The sequence below is a fragment of the Variovorax sp. WDL1 genome (assembly GCF_001541225.1).
Classification (GTDB): Bacteria; Pseudomonadota; Gammaproteobacteria; order Burkholderiales; family Burkholderiaceae_C; genus Variovorax.
In genome coordinates, this window is record NZ_LMTS01000176.1 from 18,723 (window position 1) to 31,353 (window position 12,631).

At 66.6% G+C, this 12,631-nt stretch carries 12 protein-coding genes; 8 read left to right on the forward strand and 4 right to left on the reverse strand.

All coding sequences use genetic code 11. The features are described 5' to 3' along the window. Window positions 1-79: 79 nt before the first annotated feature. The 3 genes from APY03_RS24855 to APY03_RS24865 all read right to left on the reverse strand — a co-directional run bounded on the left by APY03_RS24855 (window position 80) and on the right by APY03_RS24865 (window position 3,496). Window positions 80-514, reverse strand: coding sequence for a barstar family protein (locus APY03_RS24855; protein WP_162577690.1), 435 nt, complete (start codon window positions 512-514; stop codon window positions 80-82). A gap of 47 nt (window positions 515-561) precedes the next feature. Next, window positions 562-975, reverse strand: a complete 414-nt coding sequence (locus tag APY03_RS24860) for a ribonuclease domain-containing protein (protein WP_068681106.1) — start codon at window positions 973-975, stop codon at window positions 562-564. Window positions 976-1,156: 181 nt separating this feature from the next. Then, window positions 1,157-3,496 (reverse strand): NADP-dependent malic enzyme, encoded by a 2,340-nt coding sequence (locus APY03_RS24865; RefSeq protein ID WP_068681108.1) that lies wholly within the window; start codon window positions 3,494-3,496, stop codon window positions 1,157-1,159. Between the two features lie 163 nt (window positions 3,497-3,659). Between APY03_RS24865 and APY03_RS24870 the strand changes: the two genes are divergently transcribed. The 7 genes from APY03_RS24870 to APY03_RS24900 all read left to right on the forward strand — a co-directional run bounded on the left by APY03_RS24870 (window position 3,660) and on the right by APY03_RS24900 (window position 10,693). Further along, complete coding sequence (locus APY03_RS24870; protein ID WP_068681110.1) at window positions 3,660-4,712, forward strand: SPFH domain-containing protein; 1,053 nt, start codon at window positions 3,660-3,662, stop codon at window positions 4,710-4,712. Between the two features lie 77 nt (window positions 4,713-4,789). After that, window positions 4,790-6,268 (forward strand): DUF4178 domain-containing protein, encoded by a 1,479-nt coding sequence (locus APY03_RS24875; protein WP_068681126.1) that lies wholly within the window; start codon window positions 4,790-4,792, stop codon window positions 6,266-6,268. Between the two features lie 21 nt (window positions 6,269-6,289). Next, window positions 6,290-6,511 (forward strand): DUF350 domain-containing protein, encoded by a 222-nt coding sequence (locus APY03_RS24880; RefSeq protein WP_068681111.1) that lies wholly within the window; start codon window positions 6,290-6,292, stop codon window positions 6,509-6,511. A 16-nt stretch (window positions 6,512-6,527) separates the two neighbouring features. Further along, a complete protein-coding gene (locus tag APY03_RS24885) occupies window positions 6,528-8,093 on the forward strand; it encodes a polyamine aminopropyltransferase (protein ID WP_068681113.1) in 1,566 nt (521 codons plus the stop codon). Then, window positions 8,090-9,679 carry an FAD-dependent oxidoreductase gene (locus tag APY03_RS24890; RefSeq protein WP_068681115.1) on the forward strand — a complete coding sequence of 530 codons (1,590 nt, stop codon included), beginning with the start codon at window positions 8,090-8,092 and terminating at the stop codon, window positions 9,677-9,679. The genes APY03_RS24885 and APY03_RS24890 overlap by 4 nt, the downstream gene beginning before the upstream one ends. Before the next feature lie 52 nt (window positions 9,680-9,731). After that, window positions 9,732-10,097, forward strand: coding sequence for a TA system antitoxin ParD family protein (locus tag APY03_RS24895; protein ID WP_068681117.1), 366 nt, complete (start codon window positions 9,732-9,734; stop codon window positions 10,095-10,097). Continuing rightward, entirely contained in the window at window positions 10,097-10,693 is a 597-nt protein-coding gene (locus tag APY03_RS24900) for a zeta toxin family protein (protein ID WP_068681118.1), read from the forward strand. The genes APY03_RS24895 and APY03_RS24900 overlap by 1 nt, the downstream gene beginning before the upstream one ends. A gap of 1 nt (window position 10,694) precedes the next feature. On the opposite strand, the gene APY03_RS24905 is transcribed toward APY03_RS24900, so the two are convergent. After that, entirely contained in the window at window positions 10,695-12,080 is a 1,386-nt protein-coding gene (locus tag APY03_RS24905; RefSeq protein ID WP_068681120.1) for an aminopeptidase P N-terminal domain-containing protein, read from the reverse strand. A 137-nt stretch (window positions 12,081-12,217) separates the two neighbouring features. Here APY03_RS24905 and APY03_RS24910 point away from each other — a divergent pair. Continuing rightward, window positions 12,218-12,631: hypothetical protein (locus tag APY03_RS24910; protein WP_198161293.1), on the forward strand; the 414-nt coding region annotated here is incomplete at its 3' end.

Sequence of the window (12,631 nt, forward strand, 5' to 3'; positions counted from 1 at the left end):
TGGAGTTCGATGCCCGAAACCGATTCGGTGCCGTTAGCCTCGTTCGCCCGTTCTGCTTGGCTGGTGGGTGCAGAACGGGCTACAGAAAAGAATAGAAGCACCGAAACGGTATCTTCCGATCGCCCCAGTAGTCCGCGGCGTCACGGAAGATGTCGAGCAGCTGCTCGCGCGCTTCCTTGTCGAACTTGGCGTTGGCCGGAATCTGTTCGAGCACGATGACAAAGCCGGGCTGCGGGCCCGATTTATGCAACGGGTCGGTCATGCAGTCGTACAGCGCATCGAAGTTCTTGCCGAAATGCTGCGGAAAGGTGAACTGTTGAGCGATCAGGTCCAGCACGTCCTGCTTCGACTGGGCGTTGCCCAGATTGGCATAAAGGAAGTGCTGCCCGGCCGCGTGTGCCGCCTCCTGCAGATCGCTCACGCGAAATGCACGAATCGATTGCACGATGTTGGGTCGCACGCCCCGAAGGGTGGGGGTCATCTCCGCTGGTCTTTCCATAGTTGTCGTGGTCATCTTTACCTCAGGGCGCCTGGGTGCGCCGCTCCAATCCAGTTCATCGCTCATGGCACGATCCGCCTGAAACTCGCGTAATGGTCTGCCGTGTACCAGCAAACCGAGGGCGCCGTCCGCTCGCCTCCGCAGACGATGCGCCGTGCGCCGCGATCCCGCGAGCCGGGTGTTTCGACCGTGTACTCTCGGTAATGGCCCCGGCGCTCTCGCGGCAAGAGGCGTTCGCGATTGCCGAACACCGAGCCGTCCTTTTCATATCGGAAGGGGCCACCTTTCAAGATGGCTCCATAAGTGCGCTGGCCCTGCACCGGCAATTCGGCCAGCGCGACCGTTTCCTGTGCCGACCGATCGGCGCGGGTGCCGATCCATTCACGGGCCTGGGCTCCGGCGCCTAGGGCCATCAGCAAGAGGCCGGTGAGCGCGAATTTGGAGACCGGGAACGTGATCGAGGCGTAAGCCGCCATGGGGCACCAGAAGGAAAAGAGCGAGGGCCGAATCGCAGGTCAACCTCCGGGTTAACCCGCAAATTCAAGGCCGCAAGTGTGCCCTAGGGGCGCACAAATAGCAAGCGCCTGCTCAATCTTTGAGCAGGCGCCAGGGTCTCATTGGTGCTTCTGAAGTTAGCAACCGCTGTCGCACAAAGGCTTAGCGGTCGGCGTTGGCATCTGCCACTGTCAGGGCCGTCATATTGACGAGACGGCGTACCGTGGCACTGGCGGTGAGGATGTGCACAGGTTTGGCGGCACCGAGCAGCACCGGACCGATCGCGATGTTGCCGCCGGCGGCTGTCTTGAGCAGGTTGTAGGAAATGTTGGCCGCATCGATGTTCGGGAATACCAGCAGATTGGCGTCGCCCGCCAGCGCGCTGTGCGGCATGACCTGAGCGCGTTGCTTGCCGTCCAAAGCGACGTCGCCGTGCATTTCTCCGTCGACCTCCAGCCACGGCGCCTGCTCGCGCAGCAAGGCCAGCGTCTGACGCATCTTGACCGCGCTGGGGTGCTCACTGGTCCCGAAGTTCGAATGCGACAGCAGTGCGGCCTTCGGCTTGAGGCCGAAGCGCATCATCTCCTCGGCCGCCATGGTCGTGATCTCGGTCAGTTCCTCGGGGGTCGGGTCGTAGTTGACGTGGGTGTCGACCAGGAACACCTGCCTGTCGGGCAGCAGCAGGCCATTCATGCAGGCGTAGATCGGCACGTCCTGGGGGGTGCTTGCGCAACCGCCGACGCGCTTGCCGATGACCTGGTCGATGTAGCGCAGATGCAGCGCGGTCGTGCCCCAGGTGCCGCAGATCAGCCCGTCGACGTCGCCTTTGTGCAGCAGCATCGCGCCGATCAACGTGAGACGGCGGCGCATCTCGATCTTGGCGACCTGCACCGTGATGCCCTTGCGTTCGGTCATCCGGTGATAGGTCTGCCAGAAGTCGCGGTACCGGTGGTCGAAGTCGGTGTTGACCACGTCGTAGTCGAGCTCTTCCTTGAGGCGTAGGCCGAACTTCTCGATGCGCTGGGCGATGATCGCCGGCCGGCCGATCAGCGTGGGCCGGGCAATGCCTTCGTCGACCACGATCTGGGCCGCGCGCAGCACGCGTTCTTCCTCCCCTTCGCTGTAGGCCACCCTTTTCTTCGGCGCGCGCTTGGCGGCGTCGAATATGGGCTTCATGGTGGTGCCAGAGGCGTACACGAAGCTCTGCAACTTGTCGCGGTAGGCGTCGAGATCGGCAATCGGGCGCAGCGCGACCCCGCTCTCGGCAGCCGCTTTGGCGACCGCAGGCGCGATCTTCATCATGAGCCGGGGATCGAAGGGCTTGGGAATCAGGTAGTCAGGGCCGAAGCTCAGCTTCTCTCCCACATAGGCTGCCGCTACGCGCTCGCTCTGCTCGGCTTGGGCGAGCTCGGCAATGGCGTGCACGGCCGCCACCTCCATCTCGTCGGTGATGGTGGTCGCGCCGCAGTCCAGCGCGCCGCGGAAGATGTAGGGGAAGCACAGGACGTTGTTGACCTGGTTCGGGTAGTCGGTGCGGCCGGTGGCCATGACGACGTCGTCGCGCACCGCCTTCGCGTCCTCGGGCGTGATCTCCGGGTTGGGGTTGGCCAGCGCAAAGATCACCGGCCTCGCCGCCATCTTGGCCACCATGGCGGGCTTGAGGACCCCGCCGGCGGAAAGGCCGAGGAACACGTCCGCGCCCTCGATCACCTCGCCCAGCGACCGCGCCGAGGTCTTCTGCATGTATTGGCGCTTATCGTCGTCCATGAGCTCGGTACGGCCTTCGTAGACCACGCCGGCCAGGTCCGTCACGAAGACGTTCTCGCGCTTCAGGCCGACTTTCAGGAGCAGGTTGAGACAAGCCAGCGCTGCAGCGCCGGCGCCGGAGGTGACCAGCTTGACCTGCCCGATGTCCTTGCCGACCACCTTCAGCCCGTTGAGCATGGCGGCCGCCACGGTGATGGCCGTGCCATGCTGGTCGTCGTGGAAGACCGGAATGTTCATGCGCTTGCGCAGCTCGCGCTCGACGTAGAAGCAATCCGGCGCCTTGATGTCCTCCAGGTTGACGGCACCGAAGGTCGGTTCCAGCGCGGCAATGACTTCCACCAGCCTGGCGGGGTCCTTCTCGTCGATCTCGATGTCGAACACGTCGACGCCCGCGAACTTCTTGAACAACACGGCCTTGCCTTCCATCACAGGCTTGGAGGCCAGCGGCCCGATGTCGCCCAGTCCCAGCACGGCGGTGCCGTTGGTGATGACCGCGACCAGGTTGCCGCGCGCCGTGTACTTGAAGGCGTTGACCGGGTCCTTGACTATCTCCTCGCAAGGCGCTGCCACGCCTGGCGAATAGGCCAGCGCCAGGTCGCGCTGGTTCATCATCTGCTTGGTCGCCGCGATCGCGACCTTGCCCGGAACAGGAAGCTCGTGGTACTCGAGGGCCGCCCGGCGCAGTTCAGCGCGCTTGTCTTCGGGCGTGGGGATCGGGGAGGTCAGATCGGACATGTGCCTTGGCTCCGTGCAACGCTTCTTGTAGGGGGCGCCGATTGTAGACCTCGCGAAACGGAAATCACGGGCATTGCCGCACCGGCCTAGGCCGCCGAAAACCCCGGAGCGTCAAGCCATTGTGGCAATATGCCCGCTCAGAAAAACCGGACGAGGAGTGACCATGGCGCTGATGGATTTCATCAAGAAGCAGTTCATCGACATCATCCAGTGGACCGAGACTGGAGACGGGACGCTGGCATGGCGCTTCCCGATGGCGGAAATGGAAATCCAGAACGGCGCCTCGCTCACGGTGCGGGAGTCGCAGGTCGCGGTCTTCGTCAATGAAGGCAAGGTGGCCGACGTGTTCGGCCCCGGCATGTACAAGCTCACCACGCAGACGCTGCCGGTGCTTACCTACCTCAAGAACTGGGACAAGCTCTTCGAGTCCCCGTTCAAGAGCGACGTCTATTTCTTCAGCACCCGCCAGCAGGTCGACCAGAAATGGGGCACGCCCCAGCCGATCACGATCCGAGACAAGGACTTCGGCGCCGTTCGCCTGCGCGCCTTCGGGAACTACAGCTTCCGCATCGGCGACGCCAAGCTCTTCCACACCGAGATCTCGGGCACGCGCGACGTCTACACCGTGGCCGATCTCGACGGCCAACTGCGCGGCCTGGTCCTGCAGAACATCAGCAACGCCATCGCCTCCAGCGGCGTGCCCTTCCTCGACCTGGCCGCCAACCAGATCCAGTTCGCGCAGGCGCTTGCGGCGCAGCTGGTGCCCGAGTTCGCCAAGCTCGGCATCCAGCTCGAGGCCATCACGGTCCAGAACGTCTCGCTGCCCGAGGAGCTGCAGAAGATCCTCGACCAGAAAATCGGCATGGGCATGGTCGGCAACGACATGGGCAAGTTCATGCAGTACCAGACGGCACAGGCGATCCCGAAGTTCGCCGAAGGCTCCGGCCAGGGCAGCGGCATCGCCGGCGACGCGATGGGCCTCGGGGCCGGCGTGGCGCTGGGCCAGGTGCTGGCGCAGAACCTGCAGCAGGGACTCAATCCGGCCAACGCCAACGCCGCCGCGGCTGCGGCGCAGCAGCAACCCTCTGTTGCGGTGATCAACCCGGCCGACGTGATGACCACGCTCGAAAAACTCGGCGAGCTCAAGACCAAGGGCATCCTCACGCAGGAAGAATTCGACGCCAAGAAGGCGGAGCTGCTGAAGAAGCTGGTCTGAGCCCTCTCCGTTCCGGCTGAGCCTGTCGAAGCGTCTTCGACAAGCTCGCAGCGAGCGGACCCTTGCCGTCGCCTTTCGTGGCTACCGACTCTTCCCAGCAGCGCTACTACCGCGCGCCCTGCCCCGGCTGTGGCGCGCCGGTCGAATTCCGGTCGGCGCAGTCCACCCACGCCGTCTGCCCCTATTGCCAGAGCACCGTCGTGCGCCAGGGCGAGACGCTCGCGCGCACCGGCAAGATGGCGGAGCTGTTCGACGACTTCAGCCCGCTGCAGCTGTTCGCCGCCGGGCGCATCCAGGACCAGCCCTTCACGCTGGTCGGCCGGCTGCAGTACAGCTACGAGGGCGGCCGCTGGACCGAATGGATCGCCGCGTTCGACGGTGAACGCACCGGCATCCTGAGCGAGGACAACGGCGCCTTCGTCTTCTCACTGCCCCACGAGTTGCAGCGCGAGGCGCCCGATCCGGCCGAGCTGCGCGTGGGCGCCACCACGGCCTTCAACAGCCAGAGCTACACCGTGGCCTCGAACCAGCAGGTCCGGCTGGTCTCGGCGCAGGGCGAGCTGCCGCGGCTGCCGGAGCTCGGCCGGCCCTTCGCGGCGGTCGAATTGCGCAGCGATCAGGGCCTGGTGCTGAGCCTCGATTACGACACCCAGCCGCCGGGCGCCTACCTTGGCCGCGCGGTGCAGCTCGAGGACCTGCAGCTGACCGGCCTGCGCGACGAATCCGCCAAGGAGGAAAAGGGCCGCAGCTTCAACTGCCCGAACTGCGGCACGCCGGTCACGGTCAACTTCGCCGAGAGCAAGAGCGTCACCTGCCGCGCCTGCAACAGCATCATCGACCTGACGCAGGGCATCGGTGGCGAGCTGCGTCACACGGAGCAGCACGAACCCGTGCAACCGCTGATCCCCATCGGAACCACCGGCCAGCTGCAAGGCACCCAGTGGCAGGTGGTCGGCTTCCAGCATCGCATGGGCGTCGCGCCCGGAGACGACGAGCATTTCGGCTGGAACGAGTACCTGCTCTACAACAAGAAGCGCGGCTTCAACTTCCTGGTCGACGCCGAGGATGGCTGGAGCCTGGTCAAGCCCACCACCGGCGCACCCACGATGGCCGAGAACGGCTCGCGCGCCACCTATCTGGGCAAGGTCTACCAGCAGCAGTACGCCTACAACGCCGAGACCACCTATGTGGCGGGCGAGTTCTACTGGCAGGTCGAGCGCGGGCAGAAGACCTTCAACCGTGACTTCGCCAGCGGGAACGCCCTGCTATCGATGGAGCGTTCGGCCAGGGAGCTGACCTGGTCATCCGGCAGCAAGATCGACAGCGCCGCGGTGGCGGCCGCCTTCAAGCTCGACGGCAAAAAGGACATGTTCAAGCGCGGCGACGCGCTGCCGGTGAGCGCGGCCGGCAAGCTCGGATGCGGCACCATCATCCTGATCATCGTGGTGATCATCATCCTTCTGATCATCCTGAGCACCTGCACCAGCGGCTCCAGCGGTTCGCGCAGTTCGGGCGGCTCCTATGGCGGCTATTCCAGTGGCGGCGGCCACAAATGACGTTTTTTTCCGGAGGTCCTCATGTTGGGAATTGAATGGCTAAGGCCCGCGGCCTTCCTGGGCTCGATCCTCTACGCGCTCATCGGCGTGCTGATGTTCTGGATCACCTTCCTGCTCATCGACAAGCTCACGCCGTACGACCTGTGGCAGGAGATCGTCGAGAAGCAGAACGTTGCACTCGGCGTCGTGGTGGCTGCGATGAGCCTGGGCATCAGCATCATCGTCGCCGCCGCGATCCATTGATTCCTCGCGGCGGTCGATGAGCGTGGCAGCCTCGGACCCGGCTCCCGCAACGGAGGCGCGCGGCCCGCAGCCGGTCGAGATCGCGCTGCTGGCCAGCGTGTTCGTGGTCGCGGCCTGCGGGCTGGTCTACGAGCTGAGCGCCGCGGCGCTCAGCTCGTACCTGCTCGGCGACTCGGTGCTGCAGTTCAGCACCATCATCGGCACCTACCTGTTCGCGATGGGCGTGGGTTCCTGGCTCTCGCGCTATTTCGAGCGCCAGCTGCCGGCTCACTTCCTGCGCATCGAGCTGATGGTGGCCGTGATCGGCGGCGCGCTGCCGGCGCTGCTGTTCATTGCCAACGCCTATATTCCCGGCGCCTTCCGCCTGCTGCTCTACGGGCTGGTGTTGGTGGTCGGCACGCTGGTCGGGCTCGAGATCCCGTTGGTGATGCGCATCCTGCGCCGCAACGTGATGCTCAAGGACCTGGTCTCGCAGGTGCTGACCTTCGACTACCTCGGCGCGCTGGCGGTGTCGGTCGCCTTCCCGCTGCTGCTCGTGCCCCAGCTGGGCATGATCCGCACCGGACTGCTCTTCGGGCTCATGAATGCGGCGGTGGCGCTGTGGGCGCTGTGGCTCTTCAGGCACGAGTTGCGCCGCCTGGGCGCGCATGCGCTGGCCTGCGCGCTGGCACTGGTCGCGCTGGCTGCCGCCTTCGTCTTCGCGGGGCACATCACGACGCTGGCGGAAGACAAGTTCTATCAAGACCGCATCGTCTTCAGCGAGAGCTCGCCCTACCAGCGCATCGTCGTCACGCGTGGCGGCGCCGGGCACCGGCTCTTCCTCAACGGCAACCTGCAGTTCGCCGAGCGCGACGAGTACCGCTACCACGAAGCCCTGGTGCATCCGGCCATGGCTGCGCACGGTGCACCGAAGAAGGTGGCCGTGCTCGGCGGGGGCGACGGCATGGCGGCACGCGAGATCCTCAAGTACCCCTCGGTGGAGAGCATCACGCTGGTCGAGCTCGATCCGAACATGACGCGGCTGTTCGGCGAGCACGAGACGCTGGCCGCTCTCAACGGCGGTGCGCTCAACTCGCCGAAGGTCCGGGTTGTCAACACCGACGCCTTCCAGTGGCTGCAGCAGACCGGCGATATGTTCGACGTGATCGTGGTCGACTTTCCCGATCCCACCAACTTCGCGATCGGCAAGCTGTACACGAATTCCTTCTACGCCTTGCTCGACAGGCGGCTCGCCGCCAGCGGCTATGCCGTGATCCAGACCACCTCGCCACTTGTCGCCCGCAAGAGCTTCTGGACCGTTGTCGCCACCGTCGAGTCGGTGGGCCTGGTGGCGACGCCCTACCACGCGCACGTGCCCAGCTTCGGCGAATGGGGCTTCGTGGTGGCGGGCCACAGGCCGTACCGGCTGCCCGAGGCCCTGCCCGAGGGGCTGCGCTTCCTGACCATGCCGGGGCTGCCCCAGCTGTTCGAATTCCCACGCGACATGGCGCGCGTGCCGGCGGATGTGAACCGGCTGTCCAACCAGAACCTGGTCACGACCTACGAGCAGGAGTGGGGCAAGGTCGTCGGCCACGGCGGATGAAGCGTCGCGCATTCTTCGGTGCCGCCGGCGCCCTGGCGCTGGGCGGTTGCGGCGCGCGGCACGAGATCGAGGGCGGCTTCACCGGCATCGATGTCGCGCGCGGCCACGCGCTGCGCGACGACGCGTGGCGCCGCAGCGAGGCGCCCTCGGTTACGCGCCGCACGCGCGTCCTCATCGCCGGCGGCGGCGTGGCGGGACTGGCGGCCGCGCGCGCCCTGCGCTTGGCCGGCATCGAGGATTTCGTGCTGCTCGAGCTCGAGGATCAGGCCGGCGGCAACAGCCGCGGCGGTCAGGTGGGCGGCATTGCCTGCCCCCTCGGCGCCCATTACTTGCCGCTGCCGGGCGACGAGGCGCACGAGGTGCAGGACCTGCTCGAGGAACTCGGCCTGCGCCGGCGCGTTGCAGGCCGCTGGGAGTACGAAGAACGCCACCTCTGCCACAGCCCCCAGGAGCGGCTTTTCTTCCAGGGCGCCTGGCAGGACGGCCTGCTGCCCGTGCAGGGCGTGCACGAGCGCACCCTGGCGCAGTACCGCCTGTTCTCGCGGCGCGTGGAAGCCCTGCGGCGCGAAGCGCGCTTTGCCATTCCGACGCTTCGCGTGCCGCTCGCGCAGCGCCTGCTGGAACTGGACGCCCTGCCCTTCGCGGCATGGCTCGAACGCCAAGGCCTCGACGACCCGCAGCTGCGCTGGTACCTGGACTATTGCTGCCGCGACGACTACGGCGCCGGCAGCGCCCATGTCTCGGCCTGGGCCGGCCTCCACTATTTCGCCAGCCGGCACGGCTTCCATGCGCCGGGCGATGACGACGTCGAGCGCGACGCGGTGCTGACCTGGCCCGAGGGCAATGGCTGGCTCGTCCGACGGCTGGCCGCACCGCTGGGTGATCGCCTCAAGACCGGCCATGGAGTCCTGCGCATCGCCGAGATCCGATCGGGCGTCGAGGTCGAGGCCTTCGATGTCGCCACCGGAGCTCGGCTTCGCTGGCATGCGGAGCGCTGCATCGTCGCGCTGCCGGCCTTCATCGCCGCCCGCGTGGTGGAGAACCCGCCCGCGCTCTTGCGCGACGCCGCGGCCGCGTTGCGCTATGCCCCGTGGCTCGTGGCCAACATGCACCTGCGCGAGCCGTTGGCCGACCGGCCGGGCGCGGCGCCGAGTTGGGACAACGTGGTCTACGGCACGCGTGGGCTCGGCTATGTCGACGCGCGCCACCAGGCGCTGGATCCGACGCCGGGCGCCACCGTGCTGAGCTGGTACCGGCCGCTCGGCCCGAGCGCCTACGACGGCCCCGACGGCCGGCGCCTGCTGCTGGATCGGCCCTGGAGCGGCTGGCGCGACGAACTGCTCGCCGAACTGTCGCTGGCTCATCCCGATCTTGCCGCGCTCGCCACCCGCATCGAGATCATGCGCTACGGCCACGCCATGGCCATCCCCGCGCCCGGCCTGCTCGCCCGGCTCGGCGCGCGCGAGCGCATCGTCGCCGGCCGCCTCGCCTTTGCGCACAGCGACTGGTCGGGTTATTCCATCTTCGAGGAAGCCTTCGTGCGCGGGCACCTCGCCGCAGAGCAAGCCCCACCGGCCAACCGTTGAATTGCGCGGGCTCGCACAATGGCGCAAAATGCGCCATTCAGGAGCGACACACATGCCCACGCCAACCCCGTTTGCTTCCGTCAAGCTGCCAGCCGCGCTGGTCGACAAGGCGCGCGATGCGGCCCAGCCCATGCGCCGCTCGGTGGCCAGCCAGATCGAATATTGGGCCACCCTCGGCCGCGCGCTGGAGCAGACCGGGCTTTCTACCCAGGACAGCCAGGCGTTGATTGCGCGCGAGGGAGGGGCACGTTACGCTGTCGCCGAGGCTGCGCCGGCGCTGTCGCCCGAGCTCGACGCCCTGCACGGCCACGTGCTGGCCCTCGCCCAGTCCGGCGCGCTGGCCGAGCGTGCCAAGGCCGCGGTGGCCGAGAACCGCGCCAAGGCGCAGACCCGTCCGCGCAGCCGCCGCGCGGCCTGATGCCCGTTCTCCATCTGATCGCCGGCCCGAACGGTGCCGGCAAGTCGACGCTGTACCGGTACCTGATCCAGCCGCGCTACCCGAAGCTGCCCTTCGTCAATGCCGACCTGTACGAGCGTGAACAGCTCGGCCACATCCGCCATGCCGTCCGCCGCTCCGAGGCGGCGCGAGCCTGGGCCGACGTTCAGCGCAAGACCCACCTGGAGGCCGGGCAGGCCTTCGTCAGCGAAACCGTCTTCTCGCATCCGTCCAAGCTGCAGCTCATCGCCGAGGCGCGAGCGCTGGGATTCGACGTCGCGCTCTATGCGGTGTGCCTGGACGACCCGCGCCGCCTGTTGGAGCGGGTTCAGCAGCGCGTGCACGAGGGCGGCCACGACGTGCCCGTGAACAAGATCCTGGCGCGCTATCCGCGTACCCTCGAGAATCTCCGCCTGGCCGTGCACGAGGTGCAACTCGCCATGCTGTTCGACGCCGCGGACACCGAGACCGGAGGGCCCCACCTGGTGGCCTCGGTCGTCGGTGGGCAGGTCCGGCCCCACGGGCCGTGGCTGCCTGCCTGGGCACGCAGGGTGTTGGGCCTGGCGGAGGCGGCCTAGTCTAGGGCCGCATCAGCGCCTCGATCTCGTCCGGCTTGACCGGCACGCCGCGCGAGATCAGCTCGCAGCCTGTTTCGGTCACGATCGCGTCGTCTTCGATGCGGATGCCGATGTTGTGGAACTGCTCCGGCACGCCTTCGCCCGGCCGCACGTAGATGCCCGGCTCGATGGTGAGCACCATGCCCGGCTTCAGGATGCGACTGGGGCGGTTCTTGATCAGCTCGTTGGACAGCGGGTCCCTGCGCTCGCTGACCTCCCCCGCCTGCGTGGGCTCCACATAGCTGCCGCAGTCGTGCACGTCCATGCCCAGCCAATGGCCGGTGCGGTGCATGTAGAAGGCGAAGTAGGCGCGCTTCTCGATCACGTCGTCCACGCTGCCCACCTTGTTGGTGTCGAGCAGCCCCAGGTCCAGCATCCCCTGCGACAGCACCCTCACGGTGGCCTCATGAGGATCGTTGAAGCGAGCGCCTGCTTTCGTCGCAGCCACTGCCGCATCTTGACTGGCCAGTACCAGCTCGTACAGGGCACGCTGGGGGCCGGTGAAGATGCCGTTGGCCGGGAAGGTGCGGGTGATGTCGCTCGCGTAGCCGTCCAGCTCGCAGCCGGCGTCAATCAGCACCAGGTCGCCGTCGCGCACCGGGGCCACGTCGGCGCGGTAGTGCAGCACGCAGGCATTGGCGCCGGCCGCCACGATCGAGTTGTAGGCGGGGTACTGCGAGCCGCCGACGCGGAACTCGTGCAGCAGCTCCGCATCGAGGTGGTACTCGCGCACGTCGCGGCCCTCCCGCAGCATGCGCGCCGACAGCTGCATCGCGCGGATATGAGCGCGGGCGCTGATCTGTGCCGCACGGCGCATCGTGTCCTGTTCCCGGGCGTCCTTGACCAGCCGCATCTCGTCCATCGGCCCGCAGAGGTCGCGCTGTTCCTCCGGGCACAGCGCGCCGTAGCGCACCCTGGCGCGTACCGCCGAAAGCCAGCCGTCGACGCGCGACTCCAGTCCCTTGTGCGTCGCGAAGGGGTACCAGACGGTCTTCTTGTTCTCCAGCAGCTTCGGCATGCGGCTGTCGAGTTCCTCGATGGAGAAGGCGTGTTCGATGCCCAGCGCCGCCGGTGCTGCGTCCGGACCGAGGCGGTAGCCGTCCCAGATCTCCCGCTCCAGGTCCTTGGGTGCGCAGAACAAGGTGGCATGCCCTTCGCTTGTGAGGACCAGGCAGGCGTTGGGCTCGCCGAAGCCCGTCAGGTAATAGAAATAGCTGTCGTGCCGGAACAGGAAGTCCGTGTCCCGGTTGCGCGGTCGCTCGGGCGCTGTCGGGATGATGGCAACCGCATCCGGTCCCAAATAAGAAGAAAGTTCTTTTCGCCGGGAGGTTTGATGATTTGCGGTCATGACGTGACTATGCAATACCTTTGTAACCACTCTCTTGGAGAGTGAAAACACATCACGAAAACATTTGCAAGAAGAGTTGCCCTGTAGGAGGACGCCCACGTACAAATGACTATCTTGTCAAACTGGAGGTATTTTTGTTGAATATTTCATATAAAGGCGCGCTTCTGCTGACCGTGGTCACGAGCGCTCTCATCGCGGGGTGCGGAGGAGGTGGCGGCGGCGGCGGTGGCGGTGGATTCGCCGCCCTCGGCGCGACGGCGACGGGCACCGAAACGGGCACAGGCACGACGGACACGAGTACCGGGACCGGAAGCACCGGGACGCCGAGCACCCAGGCTCCGACCAGTACAACCCCGGTCCCGAACGAAGTTGTCGACACTTCCGGCGCTATCGCTGCCGAAGCCTACAAGGCGACTGCTGCCCAGTTCGCCAAGGACGCTGGCATCGCTTACCGCTACGGCAACCCGGCACCGGTCGACAACAGCGGCATTCCGACGCTGCACCAGCGCCCCGACCAGACCATGAGCTACCACGCCGGCACCTGGCAGGTC